This window comes from Pseudomonas sp. R3-41, from assembly GCF_054161485.1.
The window spans coordinates 2,579,358-2,601,924 of sequence record NZ_CP096421.1 but is presented as its reverse complement, the minus strand read 5'-3'; the positions used below and the strand labels follow the sequence as shown (position 1 = coordinate 2,601,924).

The following is a 22,567-nucleotide window of genomic DNA, read 5'->3' as shown; positions in this document are numbered from 1 at the left end:
GGCTCGCACGGTCACGTTTCACGGTGATGAACGCCTACTGCTCTCCCGAGCGTCTTTCGAGCTCGGCTCGTCCTAACCCCTCTTGTTTTTCTTCAACCCACTGCGGGGAAATTCTTTCCCCCATGGGACAGGTTTCTTCGCGCTATCAACGGAGGCACACCATGTCCGACTCACTTACAAGCAAAGCACTGAACACTCTGCGCTTGCCCGTTGTGTTCACTCCAGACGCGTGGCAACACGCAGTATTGCTCGATGGTTCGAATCATCCTGAAAAACTGCAGCTCGATAGGCTGAGCAACATCGTACACGCCGCCTTCAAAGCTCATCTGGCCGATCCAAACGCACCCTACGTGGTGTTTGAGGTAGCCAAGTTCGGCTCAGTGAGTGATGCAGAACATAAACCATTGCTGCGACTGAGCCTCAGCCTACTTCAGGCATCAAACCAACCTAACGCCTTACTGATAGCGCTTGCGGAAGAGCAGCAACGCTGAACGCAAACGGCCATAGCCGACCACTGATCCAACTCAGGCTATACGCAGTCCTGCACCAATCCAACCAACACCCACCGGGGAACCCTCCCCGACGGGCAAGGCGTTCCTCCGGTTTTTCGAGGAAAATGCCATGCGCAATATCTACCAAGACGTGACAGACAAGATCGTTACCGCGTTAGACCAAGGCGTAGCCCCATGGATCAAGCCCTGGTCCTCAAGTGGCTCATCTGACGTCGGTCATCACCACCCCTACCCCATCAACGCCATCACCCAGCGTCCCTATTCGGGCATCAATTTACCGTTGCTCTGGGCCGAGGCCAGGTTGCAGGGATTCACTCAAGATCGCTGGCTCACCTTCAATCAAGCCAAAAAAGCCGGCGGGCACATCCGTAAGGGTGAGCACAGCACTCTGGCAGTGCTCTACAAGCCGATGGAGCGCGAGGAACAGACCGAGTCAGGCCAACCCGTACTTGATGAAAACGGTCAGCCCAAGGTTGCTCATTTTGGGATTCTTAGGACCCATTTTCTGTTCAACATCGAGCAAACGGAGGGGCTCGAAACACTCAACAAAACCGTGCTCGAGACGGAACCGAGCGATCCCTTCTTCCCCAACAGCGCTGCAGAAAATCTGCTGCTAAGTTCGGGCGCGAATATCATTCATCGATTTGCCGACGAAGCCTTTTACCACCCGATCAGGGATCTCATCCAACTGCCGACAAAATCGCAATTCCACGATCAAGGTGGATACTACGCCACTGCACTTCACGAGCTGACGCACTGGACCGGACACCACTCTCGATTGCAGCGCGAAGGCGTGACCTCTCCGTGTCCATTTGGCTCGCCAGGCTATGCATTTGAAGAGTTGATCGCCGAAATGGGCGCCGCTTTTTTATGCGCCTACGCCGGTATACGGGGAGAGCTTCGGCACGAGGGCTATATCGACTCCTGGCTCGGCCTGCTCAAGGCTGACAACCGCGCGATTTTCCGCGCCAGTGGCCAGGCCCGATGCGCTTCGGAGTATGTGCTCAACCTGGAGCAGCAACGGAAGCAGACGGGAATGGATGACTCGCGATGCATGAAAGATGGAGCTTGATCGTCACCTCACTGCTGCAAACGCTTCACAGGGTCCAACACGAGTTGGACCCTTTTTCTATGCCCAGAAAAATCCCCACACTGCGGAGCTCTGACGCAAAGAACATGAGGTAATCCCGTAACCGCAGTACGCCGTTACGTATCCAGATTCTCAGCCAGGTAATCCACCAGCTCGAGTGGACTTCGGCTGTCGATCACCTTGTAGATCAGATCACGTTTGCTGCGCGGTAGCTTCTTGACCACGCTCTTCGCCGAGGCCCTGACGGCTTCGTCTGTTCCATGGATACGTGCCGCGAGCAGCAGTATGAGCGTGGCGTCAGTGAGGTTCATGGCAAGACCCGATAAAATTCGCACCGCAGTGTACCGACACTTTCCTTTTTCGTACCAGCATGCGCTTCCAACAAAACGGCACCAGGACAAATCGATATTCCGATTGCCGCACAAAGGGAAACGCGTCAAAAGGACCGGTAAGGGTTGGAAGGGAATGGGGAGTCAAGGGTAAGAGCCCTATCCGAAAAGGCTAAAAGGCCACTGACTCTGCCAGTTCCCGGGAGGACCATGATGCTCAATCTGTTTCGGCACAAAAGGCAAAAGCCTCCTCCGCCACCAACCGTAAACGTCGCCGATGGGTACCTGCCCATCGAATCGTCCCAAAGCTTGTTAGCAGCCGAGCATCGCCGCCAGTTGCTTGATCGCATTTGGCAGTACACCGCCCTCTCCCATCCGCAATTCAGCCAGCTCTATTTAAATCCGATCCATCGCTACGCCGAACTGGTCCAACAACTCCCGGCCAGCGAGACGCACCACCATGCTTATCTTGGCGGCATGCTCGACCATGGGTTGGAGCTGGTCGCTTGTAGTCTGAAACTGCGTCAGTCGTATCTGCTGCCGACCGGCGCCGCGCCCGAAGACCAAGCTGCCCAGACCGACGCTTGGTCCGCTGGCATCGCCTATGGCGCGTTGCTGCATGACATCGGCAAGATTGCCGTGGACCTGCTGGTCGAACGCCAGGATGGCCGTGTCTGGCATCCTTGGCAGGGATCCCTGAATCAGCCCTACCGTTTTCGCTATCTCAAGGGGCGCGACTACCACTTGCACGGCGCCGCCGCAGGCTTGCTCTACACCCAGATTCTCGACCGGCCAATCCTCGATTGGCTCAGTGGATTTCCGCCATTGTGGGCCAATCTGCTGTATGTCCTGGCGGGTCAGTACGAACGTGCCGGCGTGCTGGGCGAATTGGTGATTCAGGCCGACCGCATTTCCACCGCGCAGAACATCGGCGGCAATCCAAGTAAGGCGCTACAAGCGCCGACTCATTCGCTGCAACATCACTTGATCAGTGGATTGCGTCATCTGGTTCAGCACGAACTGAAACTCAACCAGCCAGGTGCCGCCGGATGGCTGACTCAAGACGCACTCTGGCTGGTCAGCAAGACGGTTACGGACAAGCTGCGAGCCTACCTGCTGTCGCAATCGATTGAAGGCATTCCCTCGTCCAACCTCGCGGTGTTTGACGAGCTGCAGTCACATGGATTGGTTGAGTCCACGCCGGAAGGCAAAGCCATCTGGACCGCGCAAGTGATACAGGGAGACTGGCAGCAAAGCTTTACCTTTCTACGCCTTCAACCGGCGTTGATCTGGGGGAACGAAGACCGGCCTGAGGCGTTCAGCGGAATGGTGAGCATTGTGGCGCATGAACGCTCATCTGACACCCCGCTACCAACACCAGCGCCCGATACAGTCAGGATTAAATCAGATCAAAGCCAGCCGCAGCCGGATGCCATGGTACTAGAGGATGTCGATTACCTCGGCACGCTGCTGGACATGTTCGAGTTGGAAGAGCCTGAGGCCAGTGACGCTCTGTCAGAAAGTGCTATCGAAACTTCAACGCTTCAATCGGATAACCCAGGCCAGGCATTCCTGAATTGGGTCAAGGAAGGCATTCTGAGCCACAAGCTGATCATCAATGACAGCAAGGCCAAAATCCACACGGTGAGCGGCACGGTGTTCCTGGTTACGCCAGGCCTCTTCCAACGCTATGCGCAGGAGTTCCCTGGTATTCCTCAGTGTATAGATCATGAGATTGAAGAATGGCGTTGGGTGCAGAAGCAATTTGAGAAACTGAAGGTCCACAGGAAGCGAGACAACGGTCTGAATATCTGGACATGCCAAGTGCAGGGCCCTAGGAAGAGAACCACCTTGAAGGGGTATTTGATTGGGGAACCGAAGCAATTTTTTGAATTGATACCAGCCGACAATCCTTTTCTTAAAATCGAAAAAGATTAATTTCCGAATTGCCCCACACCAGTCCAGCGCGGAGCTCAATGCGCGACGGCAGTCCTTGTTGAAGGCCCAAGACAAACGCCTGCTGAAACTCACGACAGACAGCACCGGACGCTTGCGTGAAATCAGCCAGGCCGTGCTGGATACGCGCAAGGTCATCCTTGAACTGAAAATGCAGGGTAATGAATGCGTGGGGGTTGCCAGATTGGCGAATTGAGGGTTCGCATCCCGGTTGCCGACCCTAAACAGCAGGCTGTCGGCAACCATTTTTTTCACGAGGCACCTTACCTGCGTGACGTGCCCTTCAAGACAAAGATCAGCGCCCGTCGAGCGAGCGATCCTCCTGAGACACCACCAACTGAACTTCAACGCGCCGATTTTCTGCGCTTGCCGGGTTCAGGCCGGGTTTTGGTCTGGAATCACCGTAACCCGCCACAATCACTCGCAGTGATTGCTGCCCGTCCAGGGCCAACACCAACAACTTGCGCGCCTCCCGTGCCCGAGCAGCGGAGAGCGTGTAGTTATCGTCATAGACCGTGCAGTACCGCGCATAATCAGTGACCGGTCGGCTTACCGGAACATTGTCGGTATGCCCCTCGACCAATACCTGGCCTTGGCCGTAATCGTGAATGAAGGTAGCGACGCGAACGCTCAGTTGCGTGAGCGCCTGCCTGGCCTCATCGGTAATACAGGCGCTGCCACGGCCAAAGGCGTTGTCAGGCAAAGTCAGCCGGCGGTTCTTGATATCAACATCGATAAGTCCACCTTCACCGCCATGCGCAAGGTCCTCCTGCATCGCTTCAAGCAAAGCACTCAGGCGTGTTTGTTGAGTTGCCGCACCTTGGGCCTTTTCTGCCTGACGCGCCGCTTCCATCTGTTGCTTCTCGACTCGCATCGCCGCTTCGGCCGCCTTGTTCTGCAACACCGAAACCACAAGCATGAGCATCACGACCGCCATGACACCCGCCATGAGGTCCGAGATGGAAATCCATTCGCTGGGTTTTTCTTTCATGGTCGATTACGCCAGCTGAGCTTTATCGGTCTGCAAACCACTCGCAGGCGCAGGTTCATAGTCCGCCGTGAGTCGGCCCAGCAACGTCACCGTCGACTGTGCCGCCTCGCTGAATACCTGGATGCGATTGGCAAACTGCTTGTCGATATTGGCCGCCAACTGTTCAGGCAGAGCGTTCATGGTTTGCTGGCCTTGACGATGCGACTCCGCAATTGCCTTCACGTCCTGAATAACTGGGGGCAGCTGACGCGCCGAATCACATAATTGCTCGAGCAGTTTGACGCCTGCATTTAAAGGGGTCAGCCTGGCCGGCAAGGCTTCCAGTGCCTCCTGGGTTTTAGTACCCTGGTCAGTCATGGTTTTGAATTGCACGTTGAGCGCAGTGAACTGCTCGGCGAGTTGCGGGAAGGTCACCAGCTTTTTCGCCACCGCATCCATCTTCTGCCCTGCCTCGGACGCCTCCTTCAGGCCCTGCGAAATACTCTTACCGAGCTCATCCATATTGGAGCTCATGACTTCAATCGCTTCGTTGAGCGTGGCGCTGGTGAGGGAGAACTGGGAGCTGGTTTTCTTCTGCATGTCCTTGGCGCTTTCAGTGGTCACCTTGACTTCGTTGACCACGATGCCGACGTGCTCTGACAACTGATGGACCGCAGTGGAAATATTGTCGGTCGCCCCTTTCAGGTTGGCTGCCATGTCCTGGGTGTTCTGGGTAAAATCACGGCTCATCGTGCTAATGGTGCCGGTCAGGCTCTCTTCGATAGTCTCCATGACGGTGCCCAGCCGGGTGATGTTGCCATCCATGCTCACCTTCATTTCTACCAAGTGCCCGGCGAAATCCTCATTCAGCGAGTGAATCGCGCCGCTGAGTTTTTCCTGCATGACCTGCACACCGCCTTTAAGCAGCCCAGCTGAATCAGCCAGTAGCGTGGCGGACTCGCCCATCAACTGTACCGCGGCCTCCTGACGTAGCAAGTTGTCGGTTTTGGCCTCCACGTAACCTTGCAGACTTTCGCTCGACGCCCTGGTGCTGTCCGCCACTTCGCCCAATTGCATCTCGAGCGTCTGCAGGCTCTTGAGGCTCTCTTCGACCTCAACCAAGCGGCTGAGCTGAGTACTCATCTCGGCGATTCGTGGAAGGTTTTCACTGAGTCTGGCGATCTCACCGAGCTGTTGATGATGGTCGGCAAGCCGGGTAGCCAGCGCATTGAAATGGCTCTCGGCCTGTTTACCGTTCTGGAATTCAACCGTCTTGAGCTGTTTTAGCTCGGTCGACAGCTGTAGACCCTGGGTGTTGAATGCCTCAATCAGCCGCGTACCGACATTTTCCAGTGCGGCCCGATTCTCTTGCTCACTTTCCTTGCGCAGCGCCTGCGAGGCTTTACGGCCGAGTTCATTTTCGACTGCCAGACAGGCAAGCCTTTCACCCAGCGCTGTGAACTGGCTTTCGGATTGTTTACCGTTCTGTAACTCGACTGCCTTTATCTGCTTGAGCTCGGAGGCCACCAGCAGGCCTTGGGCATTGAACGCCTCTACCAGACGAGTACCAACCGTCTCGAGGGCCATCAGGTTCACTTGATCACGTTCGGCATGCAGTGCTAGCGCGACTTTGCGACTTAGATCAATCTCAGCTTTCATGTGCCCCAAGCACCAGTCAGTGCGCTTGCTTTCCGCTGACCACGGTGCGGTTTCCCACAGTTTGATCATAATGAAGGCAATGATCCCCCAGGTAGAGGTTTTGAATTTGGTGCCAAGGTCTTTCATCATACCGGTGAGCTGGGTCAAGGAACCACTCATGGCGTTGAGCGAGTCGTCATGTCCTTGAAGGATGGTGGATGCCTTGTCCAACGCCAGGCCCAGGCCCAGAAACGTACCCAGCAGCCCGATGATCAACAGCAAGCCCGGCATATTGGAAGCAAAGCGCTCCCAACCGGAGGCGACAGCGTGGCTCAACTCACCGATGGATCCGTGCTCAATGTCCAGCGCGTTGATCCGAGCCCCGCCGCGCCAGTTTTTTTCCCACTTCGCCGGTTGACCGAAAACCTGTGAAGTAATCAGCGACAGCAACAGACCGAACAGGATGATGCTGAAAAAAAACACTTCCAGAGGATTGCTCAGCGAAGGGGTCAAGAACTGCAGGATTTCGCCAATCATGCCGCAACCTCAATCACTCTGAAGGCATCAGTACGCTTCTTGCAGTCGGTCTCGAAAATATTGGCGAAGCTGACAATCAGCGACTGCTCCTCTGGGCTCAGGCGTTCCCATTTCTCGCCGTTTTGAGCGCAACGCACCAGAATCTCGCCAACCTTGCCACCGTGGTCGATCAAATACTCCTGATCATCGGCCACGAGCTGTTCCTCGCTTTTCTCAAGCAGTTGCAGAAATCCTTCCGCGGCGAACACATAATTACGCTTGGCGCGGGTCTCGTTGCCCATCGCTTCAAGTTGAGCTTCGTCACGCGGCAACAGAATGCGCAGATCGTCCAGCATCCGCGCCTCTTCTGCTTCCAGTGGTTCCAGTTCCGTCTCCATCTCCAGGCGGCGCTTGAGCACTCGGTCCTTGACCACTCGTTTATTCAGCTCTTCCCAGGCTTTTTGGGCATTTTGCAAATCCAGGCCCCACACCAGGATCATCTCCTCGAACACAAACGGAATCACTGCCTTGTCAAAGTGCTTGACGGTCAGTTCATCCAGACGCTGCACGTCAGCATCGTTCAACTCTGCCCGCGCTTCGATCAGTTGGGCGGCGACATCGATAATGAATAGCGGCTCCTGGCTCAGGGAGCCGATGTCTTCAAGCTGGGTCATTTGTTCTTCGTAAACCTGCAGCAGCTTCTGCACTGCGCGAACGCGCAGGTAGTGGTCGAAATCCACGAACGCCTCCGTTTCGATCAGACGATTGGTCAATGCCTTGACCAAGTGGTAACGGTTGGTCAGTGCAATCGCCTGAAGTGCTTCGCGCTCTGGGCCTTGGGTTTTGGCCATGGCAGCATTCAGATCCCGCTCCCGCGCCTGCGCTTCAGCGATTTCCTGCTCATCCAGCAACTTTTTCTGCCATTCACGGGCTCGAGCGATCACCCAATCGATGGCCTGCTGCACCTTGGCGGCCAGCGGGTGGGTATCCAGGTGCTCCAGTACAGCCAAGGCACGTTCCAGACCCAGACTCAAGGCTTTGACCCACGGCCAGGGCACATGGGTCGCCAGGGTCCGAAGCCCTACGCGCATGCTGGAAATGTAAGGCTTGGCTGCCTGGTAAAGCCGTTTGACTTCTCCGACAAAGGTTTCTGCTTCGTCGGCAAGCCATTTGACGGCTTTGCTGACTGTTTGTTTAACAGCACGAAACGCCGACGACACGGCGTTTGAAACCGTACTTACGAGAGAATCAAACCAGCCCATTAACTATCGCTCCTTTGATGAATGCCCAATGCTTTACGTGTCGCCGCGACGGTGCCGAGACCAACCTCGGGTCGCGAAGTGTGAATGTCTTGACGCGCAGCCAATAGCTGAGCGAGTGCTTCCTGTAGATGAGCCTGGTGCAGTACCCCGTTGCCATGGGCCAGCAGGGGCTTGGGCAAAGCCAGTCTCAAACATGTGCGTATTTCACGACCCGACAGTCCCTCAGACACTGCGGCGAGGACGTCAAGCACCCCTTCGCGCTCCTCTGCCAGAGGAATTCCGGGTACCAACATGCGTGCCCATAGTGCTCGCCGCTCACTTTCGCCAGGCAGTTCGAAACGGATGTGCTGAGAAATGCGGCTGACAAAGGCGCTGTCATAGTTGCGCGCAAAGTTAGTCGCAAAAATCACGATGCCAGTGTGCTTCTCCAACTCGATAAGCAGCGTGGAGCGCATGGCATTGACCTCGTTATCAATGCCCTGGGTGACCGACGACAAGCGTTTACCCAGCAAGGTATCGGCCTCGTCGAGGAACAACACGGCGTCTTCAGCACGCGCCGACTCGAACAACTGCGCAATATTCTTTGACGTATCGCCCATGAACTTGCTTTCTAGGTCGGCAATGCTGGCGCTGATAAGCCGTTTGCCGATACTCCCGGAAAAGGCCTCGGCCGTAAGCGTCTTTCCAGTACCCGGCGCGCCATGAAAGTTCAGGATCGTACCGCTGCCACAAGGGTCGACCTCAGCGAAGCCCCAGGTGACGTAGATGGTGTGATGGTGGTGAATTTTCACCAAGGCTTCATCGAGCTGTTGCTTGACCTGCGGCGAAAGCACTACGTCCCGCTCCAGTGTGAAGCGAGGCAATGTGCTTCGCGATGCGGACGCAGTCTTGGCGGGAGGTTCTTCGGTGGCGGCCAACAGCTCAGGCCGTAACTTCTGATAGAGATAGTCTCTGGAGGACACTGTAATCACCAGTCCATTGATTTGAGCTTTTGGGCTTTTCAGCCTTGCAAGAGAAGCTTGCGGAAGTCCGAAGGCAGTGTCTTCATTGAGCCGCTGGAGACCCATCGGCGCATCAGAAAGCTATCGGACAGCAGACGTCGAACTTGAAGATTTTTTGGATCAATTAAAAAGCCAGGCAATTAGCACATCACTCCCGGCCGGTGGCCGACTTGCGCCAGGTATCATTCTCTCGCTCATCTGTTTGTACTTCAGATACAGATCAAAGCTCGCTTTGAGCACCACGGCCAAACCGATGGTAGCCAGCACGTTCTTCAGCATTTCGCATCCCTCTCTTGTGGTCTGTGCTCAGCCTACGAGCCGGTCGCGACAGATTGTGTCGGGGCCGAGCAGCAGATTTCAAAGGCACGAAAAATACTCAACCTGGCGGTGATACTCAGTCGTCGTCCCCGATTTCCCCTTCCCGCCCCATCAATACGTGCTCCAGCCTGTCTGCCTGAGATGCGACCTGATGGGCAATGTGCATCAACTCTTCATCATTCAGATGTTGCACTAGATGACACGCACGCACGCTCAGCTCCTCGTCCTGGTCGACATGGAAGTCCACCAGATCGAATCGGCAATTGCGTCCAAGCGTGTGCTCCACCAGCGGTGACTGGCTGAACTGTTTGAACATCGCCAATTTTCTAGTCCATTTGTGATCGACAACCTTGGAGGTGAACACCACGTACTGGCCCTTGAACCCCCACCTTACCAATTGGTATCGCCCCTCCAGTTTGAAATGGAACTCAAGCCTCCACGTCGAAAGCCGCCTTACGCTCATGCGCTCAGTGTCGTGTACGAGTCTGTCTACCATCCCGTGGATGCGCGCGACCGTTTCCTCGGTGCGTTTGCTGGATGTAGAACTCGAGCCTGAGACACGCCGATAGACGTCGAGAATTTCGTCACCGACTAGAACACCATCGCTGCCCGCGTAATTTTCGGCGTTGTACTGCAAAGCGAATCGCTTGGTTTTTTCGGCTGCCGGCGCCAGCAACACCCGTCTGAACGGGTCTGCTTGCAGGGTCTTGAGGAAGCGGACGCGGCCGATGGGGCTAAGGATGTCGCCTGGTTCGTCGATATCGCGAGGTATCGTCGCGGCTACCAACAATTCAGCCATGCCAACAGCGCTGCGCACGGTAACGCTCGGCGTGTCGAAATCCGCCGTCGACAGATGCCAGCCGTTTCCAGCGTCCCTCACGAAAGCCTGCGGATCGCCAGTCAGATCTCTGAGCGTGGGCCCCAATTGGGTTTTGACATGAGCCAGACGCCGCGTCATGACACTGGCCTGATTGCTTATCGCCTCACTGCGGTCATCGCCCTGAAGGTCTTCGTCAGTGATTTCATAATGGCTGGTGAGAAAATCGAGGATCTGCGGCTTCACGGGCGCCTGGTCCACCAACTCCTCATGCAGCTCCACTTCGCGCTTGAACCTGGGTCCCTGGTGGCCCACGGCATGCAGCGTTTGAATGAATGCGTTCATGTTGGCCGCAGCCTGGCGTACCTGATAAAACTCCATGCTTTGACGGATGTGCGGAAAGCCCGCCTGAATGAAATGCTCGGCATAATCGGTGCCGGCCGAGAGCATGCGCCGATGTGCCAGTGACCCGACCCGATCAACACGGCCGACCTTTTGCTCCAGAGCGATGGGGCTGGAGGAAATACCGTAATGCACGACACTGTCGCAGAAGGTATGTAGGTCTTCCCCTTCTTGAAAGACATCGGTGGATATCAGCACACGTGGATAGCCAGGCATGCGGAAGAGCGTGGCAATTGCTGTACGGCTGGCGCTGTTCTCGCCGGTAGCTCCGCGAATGGGTGAAGTGGAACGGACCTGGGTGGCCAGGTACTTGGTCAGGCTGCTGACCGAGCGGGAGTAAATCTCCGGAAAGTTGAGTTTGATCAACAAATCCAGGTTCACGACGGTATCGCGCAGTATCTGATAACTGCTGAACGGGGTGTGTTTCACGCATTGAACGCCCAACAGCTCGACCAGTGCCTCTATGAACAGGCCGTCGGCGTCACCGTCCTTTTCCCTGCGAGCGTTCCTGAGCGAATACAGATCAATGAAAGGATGATCCACACGGCACAGGGCACCCAGCAGCTCCTGATGGGTATTCAGTCTGCGTAACAGCCGATCAACAGCACCATTGTTCAAAGTGGCAAGTTGGGTAAATACCTCTGGGCTCCATTGGGGTGCAAGTACGGCAAGTTCGTCATGGCGCCGCAGGCTATCCCAGAGTGTTGAACGCTCCAGCTCACGGGCAAGAACTGAAGGATCAGCCAAGTCACAAGTGGCCTGAAACCCTTCGAACAACACATTCAACACGCACTTGGCGACTGTCGCGGCTGCATCGTCACGCGTTGCGACTGCCCGCAGATACGCATATTGAGCCAATCGATAACGTTGGCCGGGGCTGGCGACAGACTCGCTCTTGCCGATCACGCTCCAATCGATTTTCAACGACGTCATGGCGGGCATGCCCGGCAAAGATAACCAATTAGCCTCGAACAATCGGCTCTGCAACAGCGTGCTACGGAAGTTGTGGGGCAACTGCCCCAGGCCCTTGATGCTGGCCAGCTCCGGATTCTGACCACGATAGAACCAGGTAAAGAAATTGTCGCTGCTTGCCGGTGCATCGAACACGTCAGCGACATCGTTTTCGATCAGGGAGTGACTACGTTCGACCGTGCGCGTTCGGTATAGCTGGTAACTTTTGACAATGGCATTGTCGCCGACGATGTAGGCACTAATCCAATCGTCGTAGGCTTCTTCGAGCTTGAACTTCAGCTCGGAAACGCTGCGCACACGGCGGACGAAAATCAACTGTTTCTTGCCTTCGACAAACGCCAGACGATGCGTCTGTTAACTCACACTGTCCATTTTTGGATGCGGTGGTCTGCGTTTGAAGGAGTTCTCGTAATCGTTCACCAGATATTCCACGACGCTGCGGTCTGCCGCATCCCGTAACGAATCGCCTTCGTCCGCGGCCTCATGACCATCGAACTCTACCGGCCGGTTTTTTTCGCCAGGCAGGTAACTCTCGAACGACGCCAGCATACCCAGCTCAAAACGATTAGAGCAGTTCTCCTGCAAGTGCTCGCTCACCTTCTTTTGCAGCAGAGCGGCGAACAATTTTTGCGCTACGGTCATCTTCACTTCCGCAGCCTCGCCGCTGCGATGCTCACGACGATACATGTTGCGGGTGTGAGCCACCTGATCAAGCGTGAGCGTGTTCAGGCGACGTACGAACAAGCGACTGAGCGCCGCGTGCATGTCGGGGTCGGCCGGATCGCCGCCCTCCGGCAGAGCCGCATACCCCTGGAAGCCGAACAACGCGAGTTGGTTGCGCAACTGTTCAAGATGGCGGTCGTAGGGTGTTGCCGACAGTAGCAAAAGACGCTTGATACGCTTGTTGTCGCCCAGCAAGGTCGCCAACAAGCGATTACGGTCGCTGCTTTCACGGCCAGCACGCAGGTTGTGCGCTTCGTCCACTACCACCAGATCGAAGCGGGGCAACATCTCGCCCAACGCCTTCACCCAGACATCCTTGACCTGCCGCTTGAGTCCCCCTGGATTGCTTCTGCCGTCCATAGTGTTCAACTGCCTGACGATCTTCTCCAGAAGCTTGCGATGTTGAGGCATCAACTCCTCAAATCGCTGTGTCCAACGCAGCATGTCGGCTACGGTATTTCCCATTGCAAAGCTGAAGGCTGATGTGCAGATAAATAGATCGCGCTCGTTGCCACTCGCCACTGTCTGAACCACCTCAGACAAATTGTGACAGGCTCTGAACGGAGTGACCGGCTCCCCACCCAGGCCTTTGACCGCCATATCCTCAAGCCGGTAGTTGCTATGTACAAACGCCCGATAGTCCTTGATCCATTTGTCGCGAACGTTGTTTTTTGGCAACAGATACAGGACACGCAAACCGGGGTTGAAATACCGCATCAATGCAACGACACCGAGGCCGATGTAAGTCTTGCCCATCCCCACTTCATCGGCGAGGTACGCCACCTGATGGTCCGCGAGCTTGTTGTACAGGGCGACCGCGCCCAACAGTTGCTGCTCAGCCAATCCCTTGAGTTCAGGGTTGCCACCTGAAAAATCGATGACGGCCCCGGCCGTGGCTTTATTGATCCGCTGCATGAGAGACATCCTTCTTCCGTGAATTTGCAGGGGTCAAGGGACGCTGAAATTGAGTCCTGAACCATTCGAAAAAACGCGTACCTTCGGCCTCGTCGAGATGACACAACAGTTCGTCATTTTCCAGTTCAGCGATGAGTGCCTGTACGCGCCTGGTCAGGGTCGCGCAGCTGTGCTGCGGATATCGGGCCAACAAGCCTTGCATGCTGACCAGCGTCAAATAGCGCACAACCACCGTTTCCTCATCACCGCCCCCCGCTTCCACGCTCTCCAGCATGGCCTTCAAAGAGTCGGGCTGGCAGCCAGCGAGGTAGTACGCGAGTTTTTTTGCGCTGTTCTCGTCTGCCGCCAGTGCAAGGGTGCGTTCCAATTGCCAGAACGCGCCATTGACCTGCGAGAACTCCGCGAAGAAGCTTTTGGCTTCAATCGCGTCCATCATTTCCGGCAGTTGTTCATCCGTCGCACCCAGTGCGGCACGGAGGTTAAGCATCTGTTGAGCCAGCTCACCGAACTGGCTGATTTTTTTGGTAAGGCGCATCTCGATGAACAAACGCAATAGACTTTGCAGGTCCATCGCCGGCAACTGGCTGGGACGACAGTAAATGTTGCGCTGCGTCACCATCAGGTAACGCTCCACGCACTCGGCACCTGACTGCCAGCGCACCCTGACCAGAGAAGAGCGTTCCAGATGGTCACGCAATGCAGGCAGAAACGCATTGCCCGAAGTTGTCTGTGCGAAAACAATTGAGCCAAGGCTTGGCGTTGGGTTGTCCAGCAATGTCAGCTCACCGCTGATAGAATCCTGTGCTATCACTTCCAGCCATTGACTGTTCCAGTCGTATGCCAGGCGCAAGACCGGCATTGCCAGTCCTTCCGAAGCTTCAGCGCTATGCAAATCCGGGTCCGGGGCAAACCCCGAAGGCAGGGCCGTCAAAGGCTCCAGCAATGGCTGGAAATCGCCTCCTTGCAGAAGAAAACCAGCCTCGACATTTTCCCGGAATGCCTTGTGGCTGAAATTCACTGACCCCACAAACTGCCACGACCGCTTGCCGCGCCCCTGGAATATCTTGGCATGTACCCGGCGAAAGGGGGCTCCGATGACCTGGTGGCTATCGTTCCAGGCAGAGGCCCAGCCGCACCATTGATCGGTATTAAACGCGTCAAATACCCCAGGATCGACAAGTGCCCGCTTCTCCTCATCCCGAGGCAGCAGCAAACGGACTGTCGGGAACAGGCTCATCAGTTTCTGAGTATCGCCACTGTCCGGTTTCTCGCCGAAGAAAGGACTGACGATTTCCAACGTGGCTGCATCCTTGGCAGCGGGCAACGTATGTGGGCGCTGGCCAATGAAGTCGAGGAAAGCCAAACGGTTGGAAGCAGCCCCGGAGAAATAGAAGCTGCAATCGGGATCATCGGCGCTCGCCAACCAGCCGGCCTGCACATTCACTATTTCATCCAGGACAGGGGTGGGCGCGGCTGCCTGAAAAAATCGCAGTGCACGGCGCATGGGCTCAAGAATATTGGCAGGCGCACGAGTCGCTTGCAGCTCGACAAAATGTCCAACCTCGATGTTGTCCCACCACCCCGCCTTGGTCAGGTTGAATGACCCTGCCACCAGCAGAATCGTCGGTATCTGATCGCCCTTTTCCTGCAAAACCAACATTGCCATCTTGGCGTGTTGCCCCCCCCCGCCGATCCGCACGGGCAAATAATCGACTTCGAGGCGACTGCCTGCCGTGGGGTTGAATACATCCACGTCATGCACCACGGCAAAGCGCCTGCCCTTGTCCTGCATCAATGCCTGCAGCTGGATCGAGCGAATATCGCTCTGGCTTGAAAGTGCCTGATCGCCCAGTAGCAGCGGGATGACCTCAAGCTCGAAGAAGTCTGGCTCGAAGCTGTAGGTTGTGAAAAAAGCCGAGGTCACTTCGCGCTCACCGATACAGGCCCGGAACGCATCACTGATGGTGTGTGATTTCATTCTTGGCCTGCCTTGGCAATGGTCAGGAAGGAATGAAGAAAGAAGCTGTAATCCCAGGTTTTTCCACAATGACCGCAAAGATCCTCAGGCAACCAGGCGCGATCCACGGGAACCCGAACCCTGAGTTTGTCTGCCTCCCAGTGAAGCCACGCGGCTCCACCTCTCTGGCCCATCACTAGGCTGTTCTGGATGACGATCTGCTCGATTACCGAAGCGGCATCGCCGCCGTTGGCAGCCTCCACGAGGCTCTGCAGGAACGATAAATGCGGCAGCCCCGGCCTGCTCCAGTCCAACGGTAGAAATGGCGCCGTGAGCCGTGGACTCAAGTCGTCGATCAAATCGCTGCGGCTGCGGCCTTTCTGGCTTTGCAACCAGCCAACAAGCGTATTGGCAAACACCAGCACTGGTTGCAACAGCAAAATTTGCTTTAGAACATCCTGCAATTGGGGGTCGACGCTGTGCTCGGTCAGTGCCCACTGAATGAAATCGCGCACTGAAGATTTATCGCCAGGCAAAAGGAGCCACACGTTAACCGCCTCGAACAACGCGACTTGCAGGGGGCCAGCCCCTTGGTAATTCAGCAGCGCCAGGACGATTTGCTTGCGTACGCTTTTGTCATTGAGCAGCGCGGCAAAGTCGGGCGCCAACAGGGACAGTTGCGCCCGGGTCACATTGTTCCGGCCGGCAAAATCCTCGAAGCGTTGCCACCGAGAGTCACCAAACACCTGCAACATAAGATCCGTGAACGCCACACCTCGGTCAGTCAGTCGTCTTTCACTGCCTTTGATAAGACCCGCTGCCTGTAGTGCGGAGGAATACAGCCCCCACAGCCCATAGCTGAGTTGATTGCTGAGGATTTGCGCCTTCTTGTGTATGCCCAATTCCATCGAGTCGCGCTTGAGATTGGCGATAGCAAGCTGGCTTCCCAGTGGCCCTGCTTTAACAGAGTCATGAAGTCGCAGGTAAGCCGATAGTTGCTCGGCGCGTGCGTACCGCTGCTGGACATCTTCAAGGGGACGAGATTTCGTGCCTGTATGGGCATATCGGCAGGCCAGCAACGCGACCATGAAATGGCTCGTGCGGCTAGTGACCGTTGTCAGGTTACCCACCGCCTTTCGCCCCACCGAGCTCCAGATGGACTCGATGGCCAAGGGATCTCGTGATCCTTTAGGACGTAGCCTGTTATCCAGCAGAGATAGAACGGTAAGCATGAAAACTCGATCCTTGAGAAGGCTGACGCCGGACTGAACAAGGTGTTCAAACCAGCAATATCACCAGGCACCGACAAGATGTGTCGTCTGCAGTGATCTGGCATCCAGTGGGTCGCCGAGAGCAGCAGGCAATATGACATCACTCAATACGCACGACAACCACGACACATCCTGACCACTGCTCGTCCTACCCTGCCGCCTCCACAGCATCAGGAGATCTAGCATGGGAACCCGATTAAACCCTTTCGCACACGGCAGCCGCCGCGCCGTTGACACCTGTGCGCTATCGCTGAAGTGGAGTTTCCAACTGCTGCTGGATCTGGGTGGACATCGCACCTTTATCAGCCGACACGGCCTCAATGATGAGGATCTGGCGCATGAACTGGGTCTGGCCAAATGGATAGACGGCGATAATTACAGCCCCGCACTTGCCTTGGCGACACTGCGCAAAGGCGCTCGTAGCTTCAAAGCCGATCCCCTGTATGCGCCCTACCCGGACAGCCTGGCGACCAATCTTGAGGCATTGGGAGAATTGTTGGGTTTGGCCGACGCAGAGCTCCAGGTGCTCGGTTTTTGCGTGCTGATGCACACCGATCCGACACTCAGTGATGCTACAGATCAGTTGGGGATGCTGGGACTCAACCGTGCAATAAAAGTGCTGTCCGTACTATTGGGCCTGCCGCTGCCGGAGGTCGAGGCCTGCCTGGCGCATAACAGCCCACTGATGCGCACCGGACTGCTGGAAATAAGCAACAACCACCGTTCCGTCATGGCGTTGAGTTCGATGTTGTCGGTTAGCAACCCGGATCTGCCTGGCCTCCTGCGCTTCAGCAAAGGCACGCCACTGGAGCTGTTCGCCTATGCGTTCCGATTGAGTCCACCTGGCAGCTTGAGCTGGGAGCATTACAGTCATGTCAGACAGCCGCTGATCATCGCCGAACGCTACCTGAGCAAATCCTTGGCCCAAGGGCGTCAAGGTGTGAACATTCTGCTGTATGGCCCGCCTGGTACTGGCAAGACTCAACTCAGTCGTCTGATCGCTCACAGCCTGGGCAGCGCTCTTTATGAAGTCGCCTGCACTGACAGCCAAGGTGACCCGGTGTCCGCCAAGCAACGTCTGTGCTCCCTGCGCGCGGCCAACAGTGTGCTGCATTCTCAACGCGCCTTGCTCGTACTTGACGAGATCGAAGACATCTTCCAGACCGCCAGCGCAGACGCCAATAGTCGCTCGCAGAAAGGCTGGATCAATCGCATGCTGGAAGAAAATACGCTGCCGTGTTTCTGGCTGAGCAACAGCATAGAGGCTATCGACGCCGCCCATATACGACGCTTCGATCTAGTGATCGAGGTGCCCAACCCCCCACTGGCACAACGCAAGCGGATGCTGCGCGAGTGTGGCGGTGGCAAATTGAGCGATCAGTTGATCGAACACCTCAGTGCACACGAGCGAATGACGCCTGCCGTGCTGGAGCGGGCAGTGCGCGTAGGACGCAGCGTGTCGCAGCGCGCCAGCAAGGCGCTGGATAACACTATTCGCTGCATTGTCGACGGCACGCTGAAAGCTCAAGGCTTCGAAAAACTTCAGCACACCGACGGCGCTTTGCCAGCGCTTTATTCTCCGGTGTGGATCAACGCCGACCTCCCACTGGACGGACTGGTTGACGGTTTGCGCTCTCATCCACAGGCACGGTTGTGTTTCTACGGGCCACCCGGCACTGGCAAAACCGCATTTGGCCACTGGCTGGCGCAGGAGCTGGGCAAGCCGCTGATGGTCAAGCGAGTCTCTGACCTCGTATCCCCTTACGTGGGAATGACTGAGCAGAACTTGGCGGGCGCCTTCGAGCTCGCGCAACGAGAAGACGCCGTACTCCTGCTGGATGAGGTCGACAGTTTTTTGCAGGACCGGCGCAAGGCGCGGCAAAGCTGGGAGATCACAGCGGTCAATGAAATGCTCACGCAAATGGAGAGCTACCGAGGGTTGTTCATCGCCTCCACTAACCTGATCCTCGATCTGGATGAAGCCTCTCTGCGGCGCTTCGACCTGAAGGTGCATTTCGGTTACCTGGCAACCGCTCAGGCTCAGACATTGTTTGCCGCACATCTGAAGGCTTTGGCGCTCAAGGACCCACAAAACAGTGCTGCGACTCGCTTGCGCGGCGAGACATACCTGACTCCCGGTGACTTCGCGGCGGTCGCGCGCCGGGGGCGCTTCAAGCCATTCGCCAGCGCGGATGAATTGGCAGGCGCACTGCTTGCCGAGTGCCGATTGAAGTCCACCGGGCAGCAACGCCCTATCGGTTTCATACATTCACCAAACTAAAGGTTGCCGGGTTGTCGCCGATAGGCAGACAACCGGCTTACTCAAAAGCCAAGGGTTAGTTTCACACTACAAGGATGAATCTCTTGCCTTCAGCCAAGACCCATACCGCTTTGAGTCGCCAATGGGAACTATTGCAACAATTGCCCAAACGCGCCCCCGGCATCACCGTGAGCGAATTGCTGACTCGTTTGACAGACGCTGGCTACTCCATCAGCCGCCGTAGCGTCGAGCGCGACCTGCGCGACCTGTCCATGGTGTTTCCATTGCAGTGCAACGATGGCGGCACGCCATACGGTTGGTATTGGAAGCCGGGCGTGAGCGTCGAGTTGCAGGGCATCACCTTGACTGAAGCCGTGAGTCTCGCACTGGTCGAGGATGCTGTTCGCCCCCTTCTGCCAGGCAGCATGCTGAGCGTGTTAGAGCCACGTTTCGAGCACGCCCGGCAAAAGCTCAAAGGTCTCGAAGACGGCAACCCCGCCGCTCGCTGGCCCGACAAAGTCGCAAGCGTTCGGCCAGACTTTAACCTTCGTGCCCCGGAAATTCGTGCAGAAACACTGGAGGCGCTGCAACACGCACTGATCAGCGAGCAGCAGGTACATTGCCAATACTACTCAGCGCACAACGACAAAATCAGTGAGCTAACCCTCAACCCGCTGGCAATTGTCCAGCGCGGGCTAATTACCTACCTCATCGCTACTGCCGCGCCTTACACCGATGTCCGTCAGTTCGCGGTGCATCGCTTTCGTGAAGCAACCGTACTCGAGACTCCATGCCAAGGCCTGGAATCGTTTGAACTGAAAACCTACCTAGATACCGATGCGTTGCAGTTCGGAAAGCCGGAAAAAATCCTCTTCAAGGCTTGGGTGAGTGAACACCAGGCGCGGTTGATTCGAGAGACACCATTGAGTAAAGACATGGCGCTTGAAGCTCTGTCGGACGGTTACCAGGTCCAGGCTACTGTTAACAACACCTGGCAATTGCACTGGTGGATTTTGTCGTTGGGCGATTCTTTGATCGTGCAGGAACCGGCAGTACTACGCCAACAGGTAGGCGATACATTGCGCCGCGCCGCTGCGGCGTATGGGCCAGAAAACTGTCTGCTGTAAGCCGCCGACTCGAACACTAAAAAGGGAGACGCATATGCTCACACCATCGACCCTGACCGACATCGCCAGCAATCTCCGGAGTCTGGCCAAAATCGTCGAAGGCACAGCTATTGATTGCCACCATGACGTATGCATTCCTTTCAGCGAGATCCGCAAGGACTACCCCGCACAAACGCTGAAATCCCTGACGAAATGGTGCAGCGCTGATGCACGCTACATCTACCAGTTTTCAGTTGAAAACAATGTGAACGAAGAGCTCCACGGCGCCTTTAAAGAGGCCAAGTTGAATCGGAAAAACGATCGGGCGTACTGCCGTCTTAATCCCGCCTCGGCGCTGCTGTATGTCGGGAGTTCCTCCGACTTGGTTTCGCGGATCAAACAACACCTTGGCTTCGGTAGCAAAAGCACCTACGCCATGCAGCTCTGCCACTGGCTGCCAGAACTTGAGGGAATGTTGCGTATTCAAGCCTGGCGATTCAGCAAAGAGATCGACGGTGCCGTCGTCCAGGCGATAGAAGATGGCTTGTGGGCCTCGAACAAACCCATGTTCGGCAGACAGGGCGCTCGTTAAGCAATTCGCTGACCGTTGAAGGCGTCCGCTATTCGTTTGCCTGAGCAAGCAACTGCGGCAGTATTTCTGCCGCGTTGCCTACCAGACTGAACTCCCTTTCTCCCTGGACCGATTCTCGCTGCAGGTTGACATGCACAACTACAGCGCCATGTTCCCTGGCGATCCGAGGAATTTCCGCCGCTGGTTGTACCAGCCCCGAAGTCCCCACCGAAAGCAGCAGATCGCAATCTCTGACGGCCGCCAGCGCTTCACGCCATGCCTGCTCCGGTAGCGACTCACCGAACCAGACCACGCCCGGCCGGACCTTGCCGTTGCAGTGTCGACAGCGAGGAGGTTCGATCCTGCGTACGTCTGCAGGTTCACTCAACTGATCCGTGATCCCCTTATAAGGCCGGGCACACGCAAAACAGCGCGGTGAGTGGAGGCTGCCGTGCAAATGAATCACCCCATGACAACCCGCACGCTCGTGCAGATCGTCGACATTCTGAGTAATGACCGTCAGCCTGGTGACTAACCGAGCGAGTTCGGCAACAGCCAAATGGGCGGGGTTCGGTTTGGCGGTAAGTACCTTTGAGCGTCGCCATTCATACCATCCCCACACCAACGCTGGGTCGTTGCGAAATGCGTCGGCGGTGGCCAATACCGCTGGATCGAAACGCTCCCACAAGCCAGTCAAGGCGTCGCGAAACGTCGGGATGCCACTCTCGGCAGAAACGCCCGCGCCAGTAAATACGACCACATGGAAAGCATCACGCAAACGCTGCCCCTGGAATTCGATCATGACTTCCTCCTATCTACGTAACCGGGCAAACCATTCAGCCAACGTACGATCAATCATATTGGCCGGTTGTCGGGCCAACGCTTCGTTTCCACATTTCTCACATCGATCGCACCAATCCCCCGGTCCAAGGGCATCGCTAAGTGGCACGACCGTATTCTTCCAGCCACATTTGCCACAGACAAATGTGAAGGGTCTTGGTCTTATGGGCATGTCATTCCTCCTCTGTGACGCTCGCTTTACGCCACAGGCAGCAAGGCCTGCAGAATTTCCACCTTGCGCTGTAGTTGTTCCACATGAGCTTTTTCCGCTCGCAGCGCTGATCTGAGCTCACGATTTTCCTCGGCATGCCAATTCGCGCGAGTTCGACGCTCCTGCGCAGTGACATGCCAATCGCTGAGTAAACGCCAGGTTTTGCCGCATCGCGTGTACAGCGCAACCAGCACTGAAAGGATCAGCCCCAGCATCGCCATCGATGCCCAACTCTCAAAACCCATAGTATTTTTCTCCTGACGCAGACGCAGCTCCGGCTGCCAGCCGGTACCAGTGCGTAGCCTTGGCAAAGTCTGGCGCCTGGCCATCCATTCCTTTTTCATGCAAACGCCCCAACGCCTGCGCCGCACACGTGATGCCGCGCTCATAGGCCTGCTCGTAGTAACTGGTCGCAAGGTCCTGGTTAACGCACATGCCTCGGCCATACCAGGCTTGCTCGCCAAGATTGAATGCCGCCTCACCCGATCCCAACACATACGCGAGTTTGAATAACCGCCGAGCGAGGACGCTATCGAAAGGGACGCGACGACCGTTGATCCATAGCCAGCCAAGATCATTGAGCGCATCCGGGTCTGAGGCGAGCGAGTCATCGCGTAGCGAACGATACAGAATGCGCAGCAACGCGGGATCGACCATGGTGACCATGGGGCTCGCGGCCTTGATCGTGAGGTAAGCAAGATTGCCATCCACAGGTGCTTTCAACACTCTCAAGGACGGCATGCCAATGTCTGCATCCGCAACGCATGGCGACCGCGACTCGACAAACCGCATGCTCTCGGCATCGGGCAACAGGGCATCCAGAAACTGGAATACTTTTTCATCAGGGCTCATTCGGACAGCCTTCCGGTTGATCATTCGATAGGGCTCATTATCGAAATGACAACGACATTTTGTGTCGTACACGCATCC

At 56.3% G+C, this 22,567-nt stretch carries 20 protein-coding genes; 7 read left to right on the top strand and 13 right to left on the bottom strand.

Annotated elements, in window-relative coordinates:
* Positions 1-161 precede the first annotated feature (161 nt).
* Positions 162-491 carry a hypothetical protein gene (locus M1D99_RS11755; protein WP_458131841.1) on the top strand — a complete coding sequence of 110 codons (330 nt, stop codon included), beginning with the start codon at positions 162-164 and terminating at the stop codon, positions 489-491.
* A gap of 130 nt (positions 492-621) precedes the next feature.
* A complete protein-coding gene (locus M1D99_RS11750) occupies positions 622-1,584 on the top strand; it encodes an ArdC family protein (protein ID WP_458131840.1) in 963 nt (320 codons plus the stop codon).
* A 134-nt stretch (positions 1,585-1,718) separates the two neighbouring features.
* On the opposite strand, the gene M1D99_RS11745 is transcribed toward M1D99_RS11750, so the two are convergent.
* Positions 1,719-1,913 (bottom strand): DUF7740 domain-containing protein, encoded by a 195-nt coding sequence (locus M1D99_RS11745; RefSeq protein WP_027912535.1) that lies wholly within the window; start codon positions 1,911-1,913, stop codon positions 1,719-1,721.
* Positions 1,914-2,144: 231 nt separating this feature from the next.
* Here M1D99_RS11745 and mobH point away from each other — a divergent pair, with 231 nt between their 5' ends.
* Both mobH and M1D99_RS11735 read left to right on the top strand, forming a co-directional pair.
* Positions 2,145-3,869 (top strand): MobH family relaxase, encoded by a 1,725-nt coding sequence (gene mobH, locus M1D99_RS11740; RefSeq protein WP_458132132.1) that lies wholly within the window; start codon positions 2,145-2,147, stop codon positions 3,867-3,869.
* A 55-nt stretch (positions 3,870-3,924) separates the two neighbouring features.
* On the top strand, positions 3,925-4,083 hold the full coding sequence (locus M1D99_RS11735; RefSeq protein WP_458131839.1) for a hypothetical protein: 159 nt from the start codon (positions 3,925-3,927) through the stop codon (positions 4,081-4,083).
* A gap of 99 nt (positions 4,084-4,182) precedes the next feature.
* Here M1D99_RS11735 and M1D99_RS11730 read toward each other — a convergent pair whose 3' ends face one another.
* From M1D99_RS11730 to M1D99_RS11690, 9 genes are all read right to left on the bottom strand, one after another.
* Entirely contained in the window at positions 4,183-4,878 is a 696-nt protein-coding gene (locus tag M1D99_RS11730; protein ID WP_045155625.1) for an OmpA/MotB family protein, read from the bottom strand.
* Between the two features lie 6 nt (positions 4,879-4,884).
* Positions 4,885-7,032, bottom strand: coding sequence for a hypothetical protein (locus tag M1D99_RS11725; RefSeq protein WP_458131838.1), 2,148 nt, complete (start codon positions 7,030-7,032; stop codon positions 4,885-4,887).
* Positions 7,029-8,273, bottom strand: coding sequence for a hypothetical protein (locus M1D99_RS11720; RefSeq protein ID WP_458131837.1), 1,245 nt, complete (start codon positions 8,271-8,273; stop codon positions 7,029-7,031). Before M1D99_RS11720 ends, M1D99_RS11725 begins: the two co-directional genes overlap by 4 nt.
* Positions 8,273-9,340, bottom strand: a complete 1,068-nt coding sequence (locus tag M1D99_RS11715) for an ATP-binding protein (protein WP_458131836.1) — start codon at positions 9,338-9,340, stop codon at positions 8,273-8,275. The genes M1D99_RS11720 and M1D99_RS11715 overlap by 1 nt, the downstream gene beginning before the upstream one ends.
* Positions 9,341-9,394: 54 nt before the next feature.
* On the bottom strand, positions 9,395-9,553 hold the full coding sequence (locus M1D99_RS11710; RefSeq protein ID WP_458131835.1) for a hypothetical protein: 159 nt from the start codon (positions 9,551-9,553) through the stop codon (positions 9,395-9,397).
* 115 nt (positions 9,554-9,668) lie between these two features.
* Positions 9,669-12,098, bottom strand: a complete 2,430-nt coding sequence (locus M1D99_RS11705) for a helicase-related protein (protein ID WP_458131834.1) — start codon at positions 12,096-12,098, stop codon at positions 9,669-9,671.
* A gap of 39 nt (positions 12,099-12,137) precedes the next feature.
* Positions 12,138-13,421 (bottom strand): DEAD/DEAH box helicase family protein, encoded by a 1,284-nt coding sequence (locus M1D99_RS11700; RefSeq protein ID WP_458131833.1) that lies wholly within the window; start codon positions 13,419-13,421, stop codon positions 12,138-12,140.
* The gene (locus M1D99_RS11695) at positions 13,405-15,399 is read right to left on the bottom strand and encodes a hypothetical protein (protein WP_458131832.1); all 1,995 of its coding nucleotides are present in this window, start codon (positions 15,397-15,399) and stop codon (positions 13,405-13,407) included. The genes M1D99_RS11700 and M1D99_RS11695 overlap by 17 nt, the downstream gene beginning before the upstream one ends.
* A complete protein-coding gene (locus M1D99_RS11690; protein WP_458131831.1) occupies positions 15,396-16,610 on the bottom strand; it encodes a hypothetical protein in 1,215 nt (404 codons plus the stop codon). The genes M1D99_RS11695 and M1D99_RS11690 overlap by 4 nt, the downstream gene beginning before the upstream one ends.
* Before the next feature lie 223 nt (positions 16,611-16,833).
* On the opposite strand from M1D99_RS11690, the gene M1D99_RS11685 reads away from it, so the two are divergent.
* The 3 genes from M1D99_RS11685 to M1D99_RS11675 all read left to right on the top strand — a co-directional run bounded on the left by M1D99_RS11685 (position 16,834) and on the right by M1D99_RS11675 (position 20,607).
* Entirely contained in the window at positions 16,834-18,930 is a 2,097-nt protein-coding gene (locus tag M1D99_RS11685; protein WP_458131830.1) for an AAA family ATPase, read from the top strand.
* A gap of 83 nt (positions 18,931-19,013) precedes the next feature.
* Positions 19,014-20,036: a helix-turn-helix transcriptional regulator gene (locus tag M1D99_RS11680; protein WP_458131829.1), complete on the top strand. Its 1,023-nt coding sequence runs from the start codon at positions 19,014-19,016 to the stop codon at positions 20,034-20,036.
* A gap of 34 nt (positions 20,037-20,070) precedes the next feature.
* Entirely contained in the window at positions 20,071-20,607 is a 537-nt protein-coding gene (locus M1D99_RS11675) for a GIY-YIG nuclease family protein (RefSeq protein WP_458131828.1), read from the top strand.
* Between the two features lie 28 nt (positions 20,608-20,635).
* Here M1D99_RS11675 and M1D99_RS11670 read toward each other — a convergent pair whose 3' ends face one another.
* From M1D99_RS11670 to M1D99_RS11660, 3 genes are all read right to left on the bottom strand, one after another.
* Positions 20,636-21,388, bottom strand: coding sequence for an SIR2 family NAD-dependent protein deacylase (locus tag M1D99_RS11670; RefSeq protein WP_458131827.1), 753 nt, complete (start codon positions 21,386-21,388; stop codon positions 20,636-20,638).
* Positions 21,389-21,624: 236 nt separating this feature from the next.
* Positions 21,625-21,882 (bottom strand): hypothetical protein, encoded by a 258-nt coding sequence (locus tag M1D99_RS11665; RefSeq protein WP_458131826.1) that lies wholly within the window; start codon positions 21,880-21,882, stop codon positions 21,625-21,627.
* A complete protein-coding gene (locus M1D99_RS11660) occupies positions 21,872-22,489 on the bottom strand; it encodes a tetratricopeptide repeat protein (protein WP_458131825.1) in 618 nt (205 codons plus the stop codon). The genes M1D99_RS11665 and M1D99_RS11660 overlap by 11 nt, the downstream gene beginning before the upstream one ends.
* Positions 22,490-22,567: the final 78 nt, after the last annotated feature.